At 71.4% G+C, this 17,693-nt stretch carries 15 protein-coding genes; 6 read left to right on the top strand and 9 right to left on the bottom strand.

The window, feature by feature from the left end:
- Positions 1-203: 203 nt before the first annotated feature.
- The gene (locus tag ABD858_RS20200) at positions 204-1,067 is read right to left on the bottom strand and encodes a cupin domain-containing protein (protein ID WP_345039547.1); all 864 of its coding nucleotides are present in this window, start codon (positions 1,065-1,067) and stop codon (positions 204-206) included.
- A 157-nt stretch (positions 1,068-1,224) separates the two neighbouring features.
- Between ABD858_RS20200 and ABD858_RS20195 the strand changes: the two genes are divergently transcribed.
- The 5 genes from ABD858_RS20195 (at position 1,225) to ABD858_RS20175 (ending at position 5,978) form a co-directional block, all read left to right on the top strand.
- Positions 1,225-1,488, top strand: coding sequence for a DUF1876 domain-containing protein (locus tag ABD858_RS20195; RefSeq protein ID WP_345039545.1), 264 nt, complete (start codon positions 1,225-1,227; stop codon positions 1,486-1,488).
- 31 nt (positions 1,489-1,519) lie between these two features.
- Positions 1,520-2,389 (top strand): phosphorothioated DNA-binding restriction endonuclease, encoded by an 870-nt coding sequence (locus ABD858_RS20190; protein WP_345039543.1) that lies wholly within the window; start codon positions 1,520-1,522, stop codon positions 2,387-2,389.
- Positions 2,390-2,437: 48 nt separating this feature from the next.
- Positions 2,438-3,031 (top strand): DUF4291 domain-containing protein, encoded by a 594-nt coding sequence (locus tag ABD858_RS20185; protein ID WP_345039541.1) that lies wholly within the window; start codon positions 2,438-2,440, stop codon positions 3,029-3,031.
- A gap of 186 nt (positions 3,032-3,217) precedes the next feature.
- Positions 3,218-4,300 (top strand): hypothetical protein, encoded by a 1,083-nt coding sequence (locus ABD858_RS20180; RefSeq protein WP_345039538.1) that lies wholly within the window; start codon positions 3,218-3,220, stop codon positions 4,298-4,300.
- Between the two features lie 46 nt (positions 4,301-4,346).
- A complete protein-coding gene (locus ABD858_RS20175) occupies positions 4,347-5,978 on the top strand; it encodes a hypothetical protein (protein WP_425586336.1) in 1,632 nt (543 codons plus the stop codon).
- Here the strand turns inward: ABD858_RS20175 and ABD858_RS20170 are convergent.
- The 4 genes from ABD858_RS20170 to ABD858_RS20155 form a co-directional block, all read right to left on the bottom strand.
- Positions 5,959-6,360 carry a DUF1330 domain-containing protein gene (locus tag ABD858_RS20170; protein ID WP_345039536.1) on the bottom strand — a complete coding sequence of 134 codons (402 nt, stop codon included), beginning with the start codon at positions 6,358-6,360 and terminating at the stop codon, positions 5,959-5,961. The genes ABD858_RS20175 and ABD858_RS20170 overlap by 20 nt on opposite strands.
- A 303-nt stretch (positions 6,361-6,663) precedes the next feature.
- Entirely contained in the window at positions 6,664-9,948 is a 3,285-nt protein-coding gene (locus tag ABD858_RS20165) for a S8 family peptidase (RefSeq protein WP_345044718.1), read from the bottom strand.
- A 458-nt stretch (positions 9,949-10,406) separates the two neighbouring features.
- The gene (locus ABD858_RS20160) at positions 10,407-11,681 is read right to left on the bottom strand and encodes a L,D-transpeptidase (protein WP_345039534.1); all 1,275 of its coding nucleotides are present in this window, start codon (positions 11,679-11,681) and stop codon (positions 10,407-10,409) included.
- A gap of 220 nt (positions 11,682-11,901) precedes the next feature.
- Positions 11,902-12,255 (bottom strand): hypothetical protein, encoded by a 354-nt coding sequence (locus ABD858_RS20155; RefSeq protein ID WP_345039531.1) that lies wholly within the window; start codon positions 12,253-12,255, stop codon positions 11,902-11,904.
- Between the two features lie 112 nt (positions 12,256-12,367).
- Between ABD858_RS20155 and ABD858_RS20150 the strand changes: the two genes are divergently transcribed.
- Positions 12,368-12,661 carry a hypothetical protein gene (locus tag ABD858_RS20150; RefSeq protein WP_345039529.1) on the top strand — a complete coding sequence of 98 codons (294 nt, stop codon included), beginning with the start codon at positions 12,368-12,370 and terminating at the stop codon, positions 12,659-12,661.
- Between the two features lie 62 nt (positions 12,662-12,723).
- Here the strand turns inward: ABD858_RS20150 and hutH are convergent, their stop codons facing one another.
- The 4 genes from hutH to ABD858_RS20130 form a co-directional block, all read right to left on the bottom strand.
- Entirely contained in the window at positions 12,724-14,298 is a 1,575-nt protein-coding gene (gene hutH, locus ABD858_RS20145) for a histidine ammonia-lyase (RefSeq protein ID WP_345039527.1), read from the bottom strand.
- 185 nt (positions 14,299-14,483) lie between these two features.
- The gene (locus tag ABD858_RS20140) at positions 14,484-15,590 is read right to left on the bottom strand and encodes a GGDEF domain-containing protein (protein WP_345039524.1); all 1,107 of its coding nucleotides are present in this window, start codon (positions 15,588-15,590) and stop codon (positions 14,484-14,486) included.
- 113 nt (positions 15,591-15,703) lie between these two features.
- Positions 15,704-16,498 carry an enoyl-CoA hydratase/isomerase family protein gene (locus ABD858_RS20135; protein WP_345039522.1) on the bottom strand — a complete coding sequence of 265 codons (795 nt, stop codon included), beginning with the start codon at positions 16,496-16,498 and terminating at the stop codon, positions 15,704-15,706.
- Between the two features lie 54 nt (positions 16,499-16,552).
- Positions 16,553-17,692 carry an adenylate/guanylate cyclase domain-containing protein gene (locus ABD858_RS20130; protein ID WP_345039519.1) on the bottom strand — a complete coding sequence of 380 codons (1,140 nt, stop codon included), beginning with the start codon at positions 17,690-17,692 and terminating at the stop codon, positions 16,553-16,555.
- Between the last annotated feature and the right edge of the window lies 1 nt (position 17,693).

Here is a 17,693-nt window from a genome sequence, read left to right as displayed (position 1 = left end):
TTAGCAAACACTAAACACCCGGAGGTGGCGACAGTGCGCCCCGATGGGGCTGCCTTCACCCAAACGTGGAAGATTGCGCGCGTGCGTTGCGGTCAGGGCATTAGGTGAAACCGCGCACGCCGGTCAGAGTGCCGACAAGCCCAGACCACCACACGCCGTGGGGGTTGCCCAGACGGCGGGAGAGCAGCCATGTGAACGGCCCGTCAGGCCTGGCCCGTTGGGCTCGGACCGTCGGCCGGGAAGGTCGTCCCGCCGTGACCGGCGCGCACCACGACCAGGTCCGCCGGTTCCTCGGACGGGTTGATCTCGCGGTGCACGACCCGCTTGGGTACGCGGACGAAGTCGCCGGGGCCGGCCTCTACCGTCTGCGAGCCGTCCGGGCCGAACTCCAGCTTCAGCGCGCCCGAGAGGACGTAGAGCGTCGTCTCGTACTCGCCGTGGTGGTGCCACCCCGAGACCATGCCGGGCTCGGTGCGGGCCAGGCCCGACCACATGCCCTCGGTGGCGAAGGCCTCCTGGCGGTCCATCCCCGGTGTCGGCGGGCCGGCCCTGAGGTCGGCCGGGGTCACCGACCGGACCTGCTGCTCCGCCTCGGCGGCGGACTTGATGTTCGCGAGCGAGGTGCGGATGGCCTCGCGCTGCTTCTTGGGCAGGTTCAGCACCCTGTACATCGTCTTCAGGCCCCTCGCCCCCTCGCCGGGTTCCTCGACCCGCATGTGGTGGCCCAGCCGCGTTCCGCCGTCCTCCGGTTCGAGGTGGTAGTCCCAGTAGGCGCGGCCGCCCGCCCCCCGTTTCTCCTCCTTCATGGGCAGATAGGAGACCCAGCCGAAGTCATGGCCCTCGTCCAGCAGCGTCACCTCGGACGGTGCGTCGAACTTCTGCAGACCGAACTTCTCATGGGACACCCAGCGGGCACCGAGTTCGAGCGGTCCGTCGAACTCGATCGACTTGGTGACGCTCTTCGGTCCCGCGAGCAGCGTGTGCCGGGGCACGTCCGTCACCAGCGCCCACACCACGTCCGGCGGCGCGTCCACATGCACGCTTTCGGTGATCTCGGTCAGTGTCATGTTTGCTCCCTCGGCTCTCCTTCGAGCATGCGCCGGAAGAGGGGTGCCCTGCACCCGGGGAGCGCCGGCGGCGCCTGTGCTGCTGGTGCGGGACGGCGGCGGCAGCGGGACAATTGAGATCCCGGGGGTGAAGGAGCCCGGAACGAGGAGGCGCGCCATGCCCACCTGGAACGCCGAGATCAACATCGAGCACACCGGCGACGAGAGCACGGCCGAGGCCAGGCTGATCGGCAAGGGGCCCGGGCCGCTGATCGGCAAGGGGACCGCCCATCGCAACCCGGCCGACGAGAACGTTCCCGCCATCGGGGACGAGCTGGCCGTGGCACGAGCGCTCTCCGACCTGGCTCATCAGCTGCTGCACACCGCGGTGATGGATATCGAGGCACATACGCACGAGCGCGTCGAGAGACTTCGGTCCTGACGCCCGTCCCCGTGGCCGTACGCTCGCCCGCATGGACTGGACCGAGCGGATACGGGGGCTGCGCCAGTGGTCGCAGCACGGTGAACGGGCGCCGCACAAGCCGTTGTTGATGCTGTACGCGCTGGGGCGCTTCCAGCAGGACGCGGACGCCGGGCTTCGGTACTCGGAGGTCGAGCAGGACCTGAAGGAGCTGCTGGAGGAGTACGGTCCGCGGCGGCGGACCACGCCCGCGTACCCGTTCCACCATCTGGCGAACGACGAGGTGTGGGAAGTACGGACGGACAGCGGCGACGCAAGCCCGGGAACGGGAGCGCGGGCGCTGCGGGAGAGCGGGGCCGTGGGGCGCCTGGCGCCGGAGTTGCGAGCCGCACTGCGGGCGGATCCGGCGCTGGGCGGGCGGCTCGCACGGCTGCTGCTCGACCTGCATTTCGCCCCGTCGCTGCACGAGGACCTCGCGGAGGCCACCGGAGTTGCCGGGGTCGCCTCGGGGGCGTATGTGCCGGGGATGCGGCAACTGCGGCGGGGAGCCGCCGAGATGCGCAGGCGGGTGTTCGAGGCGTACGAAGGGCGGTGCGCGTTCTGCGGATTCGACGGGGCGATGGGGCGGCGGCCGGTGGGGCTGGAGGCCGCGCATGTGCGCTGGTGGGCGTTCCAGGGACCGGACACGGTGACGAACGGGCTATGTCTGTGCTCGTTGCATCACAAGCTGTTCGACAAGGGTGTGCTGGGCCTCGACCCGGGCCGCACGATTGTGGTCTCGCAGCGCTTCGCCGGGCGGGGCGAGGCAGCACGCGCACAGGTGCTGGACCTCGCGGGCCGGGTACTGACCGGCCCGAGGACGGGGAGTGCGGCTGTCGCGGACGAGCACATCGCCTGGCATACGGCGCAGGTGTTCGCGTGAGCCGGAATTCGGTGGACCGCAGAGCGGTGATGGCGGAAGCTCTGGATCATGGACGTCCCCCGTCATCAGATCCGTGCCCTGCATACGGCTTCGACCGTCACCGTCTACCAGGCGTACGCGCCCGAGCTCGGGCTGCCCACCGCACGTGACGGGCGGTTTCCGCAGGCCTGGAAGCGGGACCGGATGACGTGGATCAAGCCGTCGTTCCTGTGGATGATGTACCGCTGCGGCTGGGGAACGAAGGAGGGGCAGCAGACCGTCCTGGCCGTCGACATCACGCGGGAGGGCTTCGAATGGGCGCTCCGGCGTGCGGTGCTGTCGCACTACGTGCCGGAGCTGCACGCCGACAGGGCTTCATGGCAGCGGGAGTTGCGGGGGTCGCCGGTGCGGGTGCAGTGGGATCCGGAGCGGGATCCGGGGCTGCGGGCGTTGCCGTACCGGTCGCTGCAGCTGGGACTTTCGGGGGAGGCGGCGCGGCGGTACGCCGATGAGTGGATCGTCGGGATCACGGACGTGACTCCTCTGGCGCGCGAGATCCACGGGCTGGTGAGCAAGGGCGAGGAGGCCGCGGCGCGGGCGTTGCTGCCGGTGGAGTCGCCGTATCCGGGCCAGGACGAGCTGCTGGGGCGTGTTGTGCGTTGACGGCAGGATTGACTCTGCTGCTCGATTCGGCTGAGCAGCAGGGACCGGCTACGAGGGCGGCACCGACGACCTCGTTGTCGCAGGTCGCGGTCCGAGCGTCGGAACCACCCGGGAATTGCGCAGCAAAGTCAAGATTTTGCCCGGTCGTGTGCTTTCCGTGACCATAGGGCGGAATGATCGCTTCCCGTGCTTCATGACATATTCACCGGCCTGGGCCTGATCGGTCTCCTCTGGGCCATCGCCTACGTCTTCGTCCTCGCCCGCCGCAACTTCCGCGCGAAGGCCGGCATCGATGCCGCGGCCTACGGGCTGGTGCCCCGGGCGGAGCTCGACGCCACGCGCGCCGGGCCGGTGCCGGCCGCGGACGAGGCGCTGGGGCGGGCCGTGGCGGCCGCCTGGCGCGGGGAGTGGGAGCCGGCCGCCGATCTGCTCGCCGTCTCGGGTGAGCAGGAGCAGCGCTGGGACCGGCTCCAGGAGCTGGCCCACACGGCGGTGGACGACGAGCGGTGGCTGAGGACGTGGCGGGCCGTGCGGCCGCAGGACGCGGACGCCGTGGCCGTTCAGGCACAGGCGCTGCTGTACCGGGCCTGGCGGGCGCGCGGTTCGGAGTATGCGAACCGGACCTCGGACGAGCAGGCCGCCGCGTTCCATGAGCTGCTGGGTGCCGCGCGGTACACCGCCGAGGAGGCTGCCCGGATGGCGCCGCGTGATCCGGCGCCGTGGATCACGCTGGTCACGGCGGCTCGCGGGCTGAACCTCTCGCGCGAGGAGTTCCAGTGGATGTGGGGTGAGCTGATCGCGCGGGCGCCGTACCACTACGAGGCGCACTGGCAGGCGCTGCAGTTCTGGTGCCAGAAGTGGCACGGCTCGCACAAGCTGATGTTCGGGTTCGCGGACGAGGCGGTCGAGAAGGCCCCGGCCGGCAGCCCGCTGGCGGCGATGTACGTGTACGCGCTGTACGAGATGTGGCTGCAGTCGGGCGACCAGGCGGCCTACCGTGCGGCCGGCGTCAAGCCGCGGCTGCGCAAGGTCCTGGCATCGCTGGAGCAGGTTCCGGCCGCCGACCCCCGGCTGCCGCGAATCCGGCATCTGCTGGCGGCGGCGCTGGTGAAGTCGGGTCTGAACGACGCGGCGCTGGAGCAGTTCCGGCTGATCGGCGGTTGGTGCGGGGCCGCGCCGTGGACGGACGCGAAGGACCCGGCCGCGGAGTTCGACCGCTGGCGGGGCATGGCGGCCCTGAGTGCCCGCAAGGCCCGTCGGGCCCGCTGAACCGGGCCCGACGGCTACAGTCAGGCGCGTGTCGATCGCTGCGCGAATGCGGGAGCGGGGGGCCGAGGCGGCCGCTCCCGGGGCCGGACGCCGGGCCCGGCTGCGGTTGCGGTTGCGGGTGCCCGTCGTCGCCACGGCCGTCGTGATTCCCCTGTACGCGGTCTGGGCGACACTGCTGGCGACGGGGGCCGGGGACCTGTCCGCGCAGCTGGCGTGGGCCGGGTTCACGGCGCGGCATCCCGGTTCGGCGTACAACCTCTCCTGGTACGGGGGCGCGCATCCGGCCAACTACAGCCTGCTGACGCCGTATCTGATGGCGTGGTTCGGGGTGCGGACGGTGACGGTGGCGGCCGGGCTCGCCGGGTCGTGGCTGCTGGCGCTGCTGTTCGTACGGGCGGGGGTGCGCCGTCCGCTGTGGCCGGCGGTCCTGGGGTCGTTGGCGCTGTGGTGCAACGTGGCCTCGGGACGTACGACGTTCGCCGTGGGCGTGGCCATCGGGCTGGGCGCCTGTCTGTGCGCACTCGGCGGGCGCTCCGGAGAAAGAGCGGTGCTCACGTGGGCACTGCTCACTTCTGTGAGCAGCGCTCTGGCGACCATGGCGAGCCCTGTCGCCGGGCTCTTCCTCGCCGTCGTCGGGGCGGCCTGTGCGCTGGACCGGCAGTGGCGGCCGGCCGCCGCGCTCCTGCTGCCGCCCGCTCTCGTCGTCGCCGCGACGACCTGGTTCTTCCCCTTCCACGGCGAACAGCCGATGGCTCCCGGCAAGCTGTGGATGCCTCTGGTCGCCTGCGCGGCACTGGTACTCGCGGCGCCCCGCGCCTGGCGCACGCTCCGCTTCGGGGCGGCCGTGTATGCGGTCGGGGTCGTCCTCACCTTCCTCGTCGCCTCGCCGGTCGGTACGAACGTCGAGCGTCTGGTCGGCCTCGCCGGGCCGCCCGTGCTGCTGGCCGCCGTCCTCGCCTCCCCGGGGGTCACCGGCCGGGACCGGGTCCGGCGCGCGGTGCTCGCCGCGGTCCTGGTGGTCAGTACGGGCTGGCTGGTCGACAAGACGGACGACGACCTCAGGGTGTCGACCACCGTCCCCGCCTGGGCGGACCACACCGCCGGGGTCACCGCCGAACTGCGCCGGCTCGGCGCCGACCGCACCCGTGTCGAGGTGGTGCCCGCCCGAAACCACAGGGAGGCTTCCGTCCTCGCCCCGTACGTCCACATGGCGCGCGGCTGGAACCGCCAGCTTGATGTGGAGCGCGGCCGTCTCTTCTACGACGGCACCCTCACCCCGGACACCTACCGGGCCTGGCTGGACCGCTGGGCCGTGGGCTATGTCGTCCTGCACGACGGCAGACCGGACGGGCCCGCGGAGGGCGAGGCCGCGATCGTGCGGAGCCGGCCGGAGTGGCTGGAGCCGGTCTGGCGGGACGCCCACTGGACGGTCCTCCGGGTGCGCGACGCCGTCCCGCTGGTGGACCGCCCCGCGCGGGTGGTCGCCGCCGACCAGGCGTCCCTGCGGATCCGCCTGGACCGGCCCGGTTCGGTGACGGTACGGATCGCCTATTCGCCGTGGCTGCGGGCGGACGGCGGGGCGTCCGTCGGCCGCGACGGCGAGTTCGTCCGGCTGACGGCCCCCGGGGCCGGCGAGTACCGCCTGGACGCGCCGTACTTCACCGGCCGGCTTCCCTGAGCCGGGTCGCGGTGGAGGCCGCGTCGTCGTAGTGGGGGGTGAGACCGTCGACGAGGACGATGTCTCCCTGGATGCGGTCGGTGCGCAGCGGCAGGATCTCCTGGCAGGCGGGCGAGTCGTACCAGGCGCGGGCCTCCTCGATTCCGGGGAAGGCGACGATCACCAGCGCGCCCGGCCACTCCCCCTGCCTGACCTCCACGGTCGCACCGTGCACCGGGAAGCGACCCGAGAAGGGATCCAGCGTGGACGGTGCCGCGACCGGCGCCGTCTGACCGTCGAGGAGCGGCGTCCGGTGCGTGCGATCGCAAGGCGGCCGAAGGCCCTCGTAGCAGTGCTCCCTGGGCTTTCGGCCGACGCAGCGAGCGTGCGTGCCTGCGGGCACCCTGGGGGCACCCCTGGGGGTAGCTGGGGGAGGCAGCTGGGGGAGCGTCGCGACCGGGCGAACTTTGCCGGGAGGGGCACTGGAACCGCTCCATGCAGGAGAGAACCTCCTCGTCGATCCCGGCGGGACGCAGACGGGCAACGGCGCAGGTCATCGCTTCCTCCTCGGTGGGTTGTGCACGTTCCTTCCGAGGTGGGACCGGACCGTCGATCACCGCGCGGGTAGTGCCGAGAACGCGGTGGTCCCGGCAGCCCGAAGGCTGCCGGGACCACCGGGACCACCGGGACTGCCGGCGCTACCCGGTCACTTGCCCAGGTAGGCGTTGTGGACCGACTGCGTCAGGGTGTTGCCCTGCCTGTCGGTCACCTTCGCCTTGAAGGAAATCCCCTTGCCCGCCTTGGGGTTGACGACGGTCACGCTGCCGCGTGTGACGGGCGCCTTCTTCCAGGTCCGGCCGTCGTCGTAACTCACATACACCGTGAGCGACTTGAGGTTGCGGCCGGCCGCCGCTCCCTCCACCTTCACCGGCACCTTGACGGTCGCGCCCGCCTTCGCGGTGCTGTCGATGCCAAGGGACGGGGTGAACCGGACCACGGAGACCGGAAGCCTGGTCTCGGCGGAGGTCCGCTTCGAGGAGAAGGTCCAGCTGATGCTCACCTTGGTGGACACCGAGGCGACCTTGCTGCGGGTCACCGTGGCCGTCATCCGGTAATCGGCCTTGCCCGAGGGGACCTTGAAGCCCTCACCGCAGGAGAGCGGGTCCTTGTTCGAGCCGACCTTGACGCCGTTGCGGTACAGCGTCGTGGTCGCCGTGTCGATGCGCGAGCCGCCGTCGTGTCCGGCGCCGTCGGCGAAGACCGAGACACAGCCGGAGATGGTGTCCCGGACCCGGTAGACGCCGCCCAGATCGCCGCCGACCCTCGGCCCGAAGACACCGATGTTGAAGGACTGCTGGTAGCTCTTGCCGGCCTTGTACCTGGTGGCGGGGGAGTAGTAGCCCGCCTCGTACACCGGCTCGGCAGCCGTGCTGCGGTACTGATCGAACTCCTTGTACCACTTGACGCCTGCGGCGTTCAGATACAGCGTCCTGGTCGTGGGCAGCTTGTAGCCGGAGCTCAGCGTGAAGCTGCCGGTGCCGCCGTCGACCATCGGGAAGACAGTGAGGCTGCCCGACCTGTCCTTCACCGAGGCACCGAGCCGGGTCGTCAACGTGGCGAAGTCGCTCTGCTTGGCGTGCCGGGTGAAGCCGGTGGCCAACTTGGAGCCGATGCCGCCGTAGGCCAGGTGGTAGTCGGCCGCGCCCTTGGTCCAGCCGGCGCTGAACTGCTGGAACACCCCGCGGGCCGGGAGCTCCGGCCCGAGGTGCGCCGTGCGGAAGCCCTTGAAGGAGTCGAGCAGCAGGATGGACGAGTATCCGTAGTCGCCGGCCGACATGTCGAACGAGATCGTGGCGAACTGGCTCTTGGCCCGGCTGTCGGGCACCGTGATGTCGACCGGCTTGGTGGTGCGGGCGTCCACCGTCACCGTGGTGTCCTTGGTGACGGCGAGCTCGGGCTGGGTGATGTAGTCGAGGCCCTTGGTGACGTCCCGCTCGTCGGCGAGGACGGCGGCTTCGAGGACGTAACCGCCCCTGGGCACACGGATGGTGTAGGTGCCGCTGTCGTCGTGCCCGGAGTACGTGCTGCCCTGGCCGAGCCCGCTGAGGCCCTGGAGCATCGACTCGTAGAGCCTGGTGGGCCTGCCGTCCCTGCCGAGGTGCTTGACGGTGAGGTTGTACGCCTCGATCTCGCGCTCCACGGCCGCGGTGGTCCGCACCGTCTGGCCGCCGCCGACGGCCACCAGGGTGGCACTGTAATTGCCGTCGACGCTGCCGCCGAGGCGGGTGTCGGCGGTGAGTTCCGCGTCGGCCGTGCCGCCCGCGGGGACGGTCACCTTCGGGGTGCCGACGGTGAAGAAGCCGGCCGGGGCCGGCTTGCCGTCGGGGCCGAAGGCGCCGCTGACCGACAGGTCGAGGGTGACGGGCGCGGTGCCGAGGTTGCGGTAGGTGACCTTCTTGGTCGTGGGCCGGTCGTCGGTGTGCGGCCACTGCTGGCGGTCGAAGCCGACCGACACCGGTTCCGCGATCACGGACTGCTTCATCGCCCGGGGCACGTCGATCCGGCCGGTGCCCTGGTTGAACGCCGAGTATCCGCCGGGCGTGGTGGAGGCCGCCAGGACACTCTTGAGCCGGTCGCCCTTCCAGTCGGGGTGCTGCTGCTTGAGCAGCGCGGCGGCACCCGCCGCATGCGGGGTCGCCATGGATGTGCCGGAGATGGTGACATAGCCGGCCGGCCGCTCACCGACCTCGCGTGCGATCAGGCTGCCGGGTGCGGAGGCCGCGGTGATGTCCACGCCGGGCGCGGTGACATCGGGCTTGACCGCGCCGCCGGCGGCGCGCGGGCCGCGGCTGGAGAAGGGCGCGAGTGCGTTGCTGTCGTCGACGGCGCCGATGGTGAGGGCGGCGTCCGCGCTACCCGGAGAGCCCACGGTGCCCGCGTCGGGACCCTCGTTGCCCGCCGCGATGACGAACAGGATGCCCTTCTCGGCCGAGAGCCGGTCGACGGCCTGCTCCAGCGGGTCGGTCTCCGGCGCGTCGGGGCCGCCGAGGCTGAGGTTGACCACATCGGCGCCCTGCGCGGCGGCCCACTCCATACCGGCGAGGACGTTGGAGTCGTCGCCGAACCCCTGGTCGTCGAGGACCTTGCCGTCGAGGATCCGGGCGCCGGGGGCGACGCCCTTGTACTTGCCGCCCGACTTGGCGCCCGTACCCACGGCGATGGACGCCACATGGGTGCCGTGGCCGAACCGGTCCTTGGTGTCGCTCGCGGCGGAGAAGTTCTTCTCGGCCAGCTGCTGCCCGGCCAGGTCCGGATGGGTCTGGTCGACCCCGGTGTCCAGGACGGCGATCTTGACGCCCTTGCCGTCGAATCCGGCTGCCCAGGCCTTGGGGGCGCCGATCTGCGCGACGCTCTTGTCGAGGCTGGCCCTGCGGATGCCGTCGAGCCAGACCTTGTCGATGCCGGGGGCCGTGGTGCGCTGCGCGGGCCCGTTGTGCTGCTCGACGGTGAGCGCCTCCCAGACCTTCGCCGCATCCTGCTCGGGCGTGCTGACGGCCTCCGCGTTCATCTGCCGGAAGGTGCGGCCGACCTGGGTGCCTCCGGCGTCCCGGACCTGGTCCCTGGCGGCGGGGGCGGCACCCTTGTAGCCGACGATCAGCCGCAGTGCGGCGTGGTCCCGGGTGCGGTACTCGGCCTTGCCGAGCTCGGTGATGTCGAACAGCCGCCGGTCGAGGCGGCCGGTGTCCAGGAGCCGCTGCGCGTCGAGCGGTACGACCAGGGTGTGGCCGTCGGCCTTCCGCACCCGTACGGGTATGCCCTCGCGCCCCTTGCCGCGCCTGACCTCGACCCGGCCTCCGTCGCCGACCGCCACCCGGTCGCCGGTGATCAGCGTGATCCAGTGCTTCTCGGCGCTCTTCGCCGTGCCGTGGTCCGCCGTGGTCGCGGCGGCCAGTGCGGGAGTCGATCCCCCCGTGGCGAGTGCCAGCGCCATCACGGTGGTGATGGCGGCGGCCCCCGCTCTGCTGCGTCTGCTGCGCAACTTCCCCCCTTATAAAGGCTGTTCAACAGGAGTGACCGTGTGGTCCCAGCTGTAGAGAGTCACGAGAGGGGCGAAGAGTTGCCTCGACAGAGGACAAATGATCGTCCGGCGAAGGGATTTGGTCTTTCACGGTACGGCGGCGCCCCCAGCGCGGGACCGGCGCGCGGCGCAAAAGCCGCGCCTCCGGCTGGGAGTTGGCCGGTGGGATGCGTGTCCCCCGCTCGATGTACCTGGCGAACGCCGAGCGGAACTCCGGGTCGCCGGGCAGGCCCGTCTCGTCGGCGGCGTCCATGAGCAGTGACGCCCAACGGTGACGCTGCGGCTCAGTGTCCACTCCGCCTCGGCCCGTGTGACATGACGAAGGCGGTGTCCCCCGGCCGGGGGACACCGCCTTGCGACGGGACTTCGGATCAGGCCGTGGCTCCGGCCGTCCAGTCGGCCCAGCTCATGTTCCAGCCATTGAGGCCGTTGTCGGGCTTGATGGTCTTGTCCGGGGAGTTCTGGACGACGACCACGTCACCGATCATCGAGTTGTCGTAGAACCAGGCGCCCGGCTGGTTGGGGTCGTTGGCGCCCTTGGCGTCGTTCAGGCCCACACAGCCGTGGCTGGTGTTGGCGTTGCCGAAGATCGAGTCGGCACCCCAGTAGTTGCCGTGGATGAAGGTGCCGGAGGTGGACAGCCGCATGGCGTGCGGCACGTCCTTGATGTCGTACTCGCCCTTGCCGTCGGACTTGGTGAAGCCGACGGTCGAGCCGTCCATCCGGGTCTCCTTGAACTTCTCGGAGATCACCATCTGGCCGTTGTAGGTCGGGTTCTCGGGCGAACCGGCGGAGATCGGGATGGTCTTGACCGTCTTGCCGTCCCGGGTGACCGTCATGGTCTTGGTCTTGGCGTCGACGACGCTGACCTGATTGCGGCCGATCTTGAAGGTGACGGTCTTGTCCTGGACACCGGTGATGCCCGGGCCGCCCTCGACGCCGTCCAGCGCCAGCTTCATGGTGACGGTCGAGCCGGGCTGCCAGTACTGCTCGGGGCGGAAGTCCAGCCGGGTCGGGCTGAACCAGTGGCCGACGACCTCCTGGCCGCTGCTGGACGTGACCGTGATCGCCTCACGGACGGCCCGCTGGTTGGTGATCGCCTTGTCGAAGTTGATGGACACCGGCATGCCGACGCCGACGGTGGAGCCGTCCTCGGGCGTGAAGTTGCCGATGAAGCTGTTGGCCGGGGAGACCGTGCTGAAGGTGGCGTTCTCGTGCGCCTCGCGGCCCTTGGCGTCCTGCGCGGTGGCCATGATCTTGTACGTGGTGGAGCGCTTGAGCTGCCCGTCCGGCGTCCAGCTCGAGCCGTCCGCGGCGAGGGTGCCCGGGACCTCGGTGCCCTCGGTGGTGGTCATGGCGACCTTGGTGAGCTTGCCGCCACTGACGGTGACCTTGGCGTCCTTGTTGATGCCGGCGTCGGTGGTGCCGTTCTTGGGCGTGATGGCTATACGTGCTTCCGAGGCATCCTTGGCGGCTGCCGCATCGACCTGCCCCTGCGATGCCTTCGAGTTTCCGGCACTGCTCGTGCCCTTGTCCGCTCCGTCGCTGTCATTGCAGGCCGACAGCACCAGTACGCCACTGAGCACTGCGGACGCGGCTATCAGAGCCCTGCGCCGCTTGCTGTCCGTCATCACACGCTTCTCCATCGTCGCCGATCCTGCCAACGCACTTACCAACACCCGGACACATCGGTCCGTTCCGCATCCCGGAAGGATGTGGGGCACACCACTCGTCCGACGCCACTGTGGCGGCGCCGGTTGCGGCTCCGGGTGACAGATCGATTCCGTTTCCGTCACGGACCCATGGCGTGGCCCCGGGCACACCGCGGGCCCGGGGCCTCGGATCGCGCCCTGAAGCCGTCTCGCTCTACGGCCGCCAGCCGTCTCCGGGATATCCGTCCCCTTCTCCCCCATCTTCCTCGTCGAGGTCCCACTCCTCGGCATCGGGGTCGTATTCGGCCTGCTCGCTGCTCCACGACGCCGTCACCAGCTCCACCCCCGGCACCTCGCTCACCAGCTCGAACGGGTCCACGAGATAGGCCAGCGCCTCCGCCTCGTCCTCCCGCACGGAGGCGGCGGCGTGTGTCCGCTCCTCCTCGGGGATCAGCTCGTCCTCGGCGATGCGCTCCAGGGCCGCGCCGGTCAACGCGCCCTTGTCGGTGATCTCCAGCATCAGATCCACCCGAAGTCTTACGTATCGCGCGTTCTCAGAAGTGCTCATGCGTCGGAGCGTAGGCCCTCCGAACCCCCGCGACTTTCCTGCGACCCGCACCTTTCATTAGCATCGGGCTACCCGGCCAATTCGGTTCTGCCACAAGGGGGATTCGATCCCAGTGTCCGCTGCTCGCCGATCGCTGCTGACCGCCACCGCCGCGGGAACGCTGCTGTGCGCCCTGTGGTTCGTCCCATCGGCGAACGCCACAGCCGAGCACGACACCACCACCGGAACCACCGCGCCCACGGCCGCCCGGCAGCAGTCCGCCCCCGCCGCCACCACGGAGAACCTCTCCCTCGCCGACACCGGCAGCGTGGACACCACCCCGTACGTGGTCGGCGGCACGGCCTTCCTGGCCATCGGTGCCGCGTTCGTCGCCTACTCCACGCGCCGTACGCACATCACGGTCTGACATGCCGTGAGGGCCGCCCCGGTACGCACCGGAGCGGCCCTCGCGTATGACGCCGACGGTCGTCAGGCGAGCGGTCCGGTCACCGGCTCCACGGCTTCGACGAGCCTGCCCTCACGCACGAACGCGTCCGCGGCGGCCAGGTCCGGCGCCAGGAACCGGTCCGGGCCCGGGCCCTCCACGCCCGCGGCGCGCACGGCCTCCAGCACGGCCTGGGTGGCCGGGGCCGGGGTCATGTTCTTGCGCAGCTCGATGCCGCGAGTGGCGGCGTACAGCTCGACCGCGATGATCCGGGTGAGGTTGTCGACGGCGGTACGCAGCTTGCGGGCCGCCGACCAGCCCATGGAGACATGGTCCTCCTGCATCGCGGAGGACGGGATCGAGTCGGCGGACGCCGGAACGGCGAGCCGCTTCAGCTCGCTGACCAGGGCGGCCTGCGTGTACTGGGCGATCATCAGACCGGAGTCCACACCGGCGTCGTCGGCGAGGAAGGCCGGCAGGCCGTGCGAACGGTTCTTGTCGAGCAGCCGGTCCGTACGGCGCTCGGTGATCGACCCCAGGTCCGCGGCCGCGATGGCGAGGAAGTCCAGCACATAGGCCACCGGCGCGCCGTGGAAGTTGCCGTTCGACTCCACGCGCCCTCCACCGGAGCCTTCGGCCTGGGAGGTGCCCCCAAGCAGCACGACCGGGTTGTCGACGGCGGAGGCAAGCTCCCGCTCGGCCACCAGCTGCGCGTGCGCGACGGTGTCCCGGCCCGCGCCCGCGACCTGCGGGGCGCAGCGCACGGAGTACGCGTCCTGGACGCGCGGCGCGTCGTCCTGGTGGTGTCCGGTGAGCTGGGACCCCTTCAGCACCCGCAGCATGTTGTCGGCGGAGGCACCCTGACCGGGGTGCGGGCGGATGGCGTGCAGCTCGGGGGCGAGCACCTTGTCCGTACCGAGCAGCGCCTCGAGGGTCAGGGCGGCCGTGATGTCGGCGGACGTGTACAGCCGCTTCAGGTCGCTGATCGCCATGATCAGCATGCCGAGCATGCCGTCCGTCCCGTTCAGCAGCGCGAGGCCCTCCTTCTCGCGCAGCTCGACGGGCGTGATGCCGGCCTCGGCGAGCAGCTCCCCGGCGGGGCGGACCACGCCGTCCGGACCCTCGGCGTCACCCTCGCCCATGAGCGTGAGCGCGCAGTGGCTCAGCGGGGCCAGGTCACCGGAGCAGCCCAGCGAGCCGTACTCGTGAACGACGGGCGTGATCCCGGCGTTGAGCACCGCGGCCATGGTCTGGGCGACCGACGGCCGGACGCCGGTGTGCCCGGAGGCGACCGTCTTCAGCCGCAGGAACATCAGCGCCCGCACGACCTCGCGCTCCACGCGCGGCCCCATGCCCGCGGCGTGCGACCGCACGATGTTGCGCTGCAACTGGGCGCGCATGTCCTGGCTGATGTGCCGGCTGGCGAGGGCCCCGAACCCGGTGGAGACCCCGTACACCGGATCGGGCTTGGCGGCCAGCGCGTCCACGATCTCCCGCGCCGCGGCGATCGCGGCCAGCGCCTCATCGGTGAGCTCGACCCGCGCATTGCCACGGGCCACGGCGATGACGTCCTCGAAGGTGGTGCCGGACGTCCCCAGCGCGACAGTGTGCATATCCATATTCAGCAGCGTACGGACTGAATCCCCACCTGTCACCACCCCTCTGATGACGGACCCCTTACCACCGGGGTGCAGGCACACCTGGGGGCCATCCCCGAAGACGTTCACGGAAGGGGGGCGTGGAGGGGGGTGCCGGAACGGTGCCCCCCCTCCCGGCAGGACGCAGCGCGCGGCAGCGTTGCGCGCTACGCGCGCCCCCGGAAGCGGCGCCGGTCGTGGGGCGCCGGGGGCTGCACGTCCGCGAGGCGGAGCACCGCGTTGTCGCGGCCCGCGACCACCGGCCCGGGGGCCCGGGCCGCCTTGGCCCGGTACTGGGCCGCGTCCGCGAGGCGGAACAGCCGCCGCGCGGTCCGCACCTCCCCGATCGGGTCGCCCGTGGACGCGATCCCGCACGCGACGCCCTCGCCGAGCTCCAGCGCCGCGGCGCGCGTGCAGAGGTCCTCCGCGACGCGGAGGACCTCGTCAGGCCCCGGTCCCACGGCGAGCAGGCAGAACTCGTCCCCACCGAGCCGGGCCGCCAGCGCGCCCGGCAGCATGGCCCCGCACAGGGAGAGCACGGAGCCGAAGCGTTCCAGCAGGCGGTCGCCGACCGCGTGGCCCCGGGTGTCGTTGACCTGCTTGAGCCCGTTGAGGTCGCACACGGCGAGGCTGACGACAACCCCCTCCGAGCGGTGCAGCTCGATCGCCTCGTCCAGCCCCATGTCCACCGCCCGCCGGTTCGCGAGCCCGGTCAGGGGGTCGGTGAAGGCGAGCCGTCTGACCTCCTCCAGACGCTCGGACTGGGCCATTCCGGCGGCCACCACGGAGGCGAGGACCGTCGCGAAGTCCGCGTCCGCGCGTCCGAAGACCGGCCTCCCCACCGGCCGGGCGACATACAGCTCGCCCCAGGCCCGCCCGTGCAGCACGATCGGCGCGACGACGCACGAGCCGCGGCCGCGCCGGCGCAGCGCCTCGGCGCGGCCGTGGCTGCCGTCGGCCGTCTCGACCCAGGCGTCCGCTTCGCCGCCGCCCGCCCAGCGTTCGTGCAGGAACTCGGTGATCTCCGGGAAGTGGTGCACGGGATACACCTCGGCCTCGGGAAACTCCTGCTCCCCCTCGGCCCGTTCGCCGGCATTGACCAGCACCCTGAGCCGGCCCACGTCCCGCTCCCACACCGACAGCGCGGCGAAGCTGCCGCCGAGCGCCTCGCAGGCGCCGGCCGCGGCGGCACGCCAGGACTCACGCGGAGTGTGAGCGGCGGCCATGGCCTGTGCCAGCGAAACGACGGCCCGCAGCCGCGTATCCTCACCCATTGCTCCAGCTTAGGGCGTTTGTGCTGGTTTGATTACTCGGGGTGAGTTACGGGCCACGGGCCCTGGGGTCACAGGCCCCGAGCCACAGGCACAGCCATGGACGTCACTCGGCACTACTCGCCCGGCCACTCCGGCTTGCGCTTCTCGTTGAACGCCGCCACACCCTCCGCCCGGTCCCCGGAGAAGGCCACCGAACGCCATGCCGCGTCCTCGACCTCCAGGCCGGCCCGCAGGTCGAGACCGTGTCCGAGCCGCAGGGCACGCTTGGCGGCGCGCAGCCCGACCGGGGAGTTCGCGGCCATGCGGTCGGCCAGGGCGAGCGCGGCCGCACGGTCCTGACCGGCCTCGACCAGCTCGTCGACCAGTCCCAGTTCGCGCGCCTCGGCCGCTTCGAGCCGCCGCGCGCTGAAGATGAGCTCGGCCGCGCGGGCCGCGCCGACCCGCCGGGGCAGCAGCTGGGTGCCGCCGCCGCCCGGGATGACGCCCACCGACACCTCGGGGAGCCCGACGACCGCCGTGCGGTCGGCGACGATCACATCGCAGGAGAGCGCCAGCTCGAAGCCGCCGCCCAGCGCGAAGCCGTGGACGGCCGCGATCGTCGGCATGGGCAGTTCCAGTACGCCCGTGTAGGCGGCCCGGGCGGTCGGCCGCTGCCGTACCAGCTCGGCGTCCGTGAAGGAGTTGCGCTCCTTGAGGTCGGCGCCGACGCAGAAGGCCCGCTCATTGCTGGAGGTGACGACGGTGACGCGGGCGTCCCGGTCCGCGCCGAGCGCGTCGCAGGCGGCCGCGATGGAGCGGGCCATCTCGCTCGACACCGCGTTCATGGCCTTGGGCCGGTCCAGCACCAGCTCGGCCACGTATCCGTGTCGCCGTACGGCGACGAACTCCCCGAACCGCTGCTCGCTCATCAGTCCAGCCCTCCCGGCCAACATGTGTTAACGGTGGTTCACCGGGAGGGAATCCTATGTGCCCCGCCTGCCGAGCAGCCAGGGCTCGACCATCCCGAGTCCGCGGACCGGCCGCTGCCACATCGGCTGGAGCCCGAAGCGGTACGAGGGGGGCTCCTCGCCCTCCTTCTCCGCGGCCGCGGCCTCTTCCGCCGCCTCCGCCTCGGAGGCGGGGGCGTCACCGGTACGGGCCAGCTCCTCGGCGAGCGCGCTGTCGACGAGGACCGCGTCCTTGGGCGCTATCGAGGTGAGTCTGCTGGCCAGGTTCACCGTCGTGCCGAACACGTCGCCCATCCGGGTCGTGACCGTACCGAAGGCGATGCCGACGCGCAGCGCGGGCATGGTCTCGTCGTTGGACATGGTCTCGATGAGCCGCAGGGCGATCTCCGCGGCCGTACCGGCGTCGTCGGCCGCGAACAGCACCTCGTCGCCGAGGGTCTTGATGAGCCGCCCGCCGTGTGCGGCGACCAGATCGGCCGAGGTGGTCTCGAACGCCTCGACCAGCTCGCCCAGTTCCTCCTCCTCCAGGCGCCGGGTGAGCCGGGTGAAGCCGACCAGGTCGGCGAAGCCGACCGCGAGCCGCCGGTCGACCATCTCCTCGTCGTCCGCTGCCTGGACGACCCGGCCGGTGGCGGCGGCGAGCTGCCGCCGCCAGACATAGACGAGGAACTCCTCGAGCTCCGGCAGCAGCAGCTCGACCAGCGGATAGGTGACCTCCGTCCGGGTCATCCCGGGCTCGGGCGGCTCGGTGAGCCCCTCCAGGAAGGAGTCGATCTGCCACTCGGCCAGCCGGGCGGTGGTCTGTCCGGTGGACCGGGCCACCTGTACCGCCATGGGCTCGCTCAGCAGCCCCGCCTCGACGAGACCGGCCAGCCGCCGCAGGGCCAGTACGTCGGCCTCGGTGAGGGCCTTGGCCTGCCCGATGTCGGCGAAGCCCATGGCCCGCCAGAAGCGGGACGCGAGCTCCATGGAGACACCGGCGGTACGGGCCGCCTGGAAGGGCGTGTAGCGGCGGTCGGCGCCGAGAATGAGCTGTTCGAGCCGGATGGCGAGGGGGTGCCCCGTGGGCTCGGCCGTATGGTCCACGACATGATGCGGGGTCGGATACGGGGAGTCCTGTGCACCCGCGCCGGAGGTCCTGTCGTCGACGGTCACG

Origin of the sequence: Streptomyces sannanensis (assembly GCF_039536205.1) — a bacterium.
GTDB classification, from domain to species: domain Bacteria; phylum Actinomycetota; class Actinomycetes; order Streptomycetales; family Streptomycetaceae; genus Streptomyces; species Streptomyces sannanensis.
Note: the sequence above shows the minus strand (reverse complement) of the source record. Positions and strands in the feature narration are given on the sequence as shown.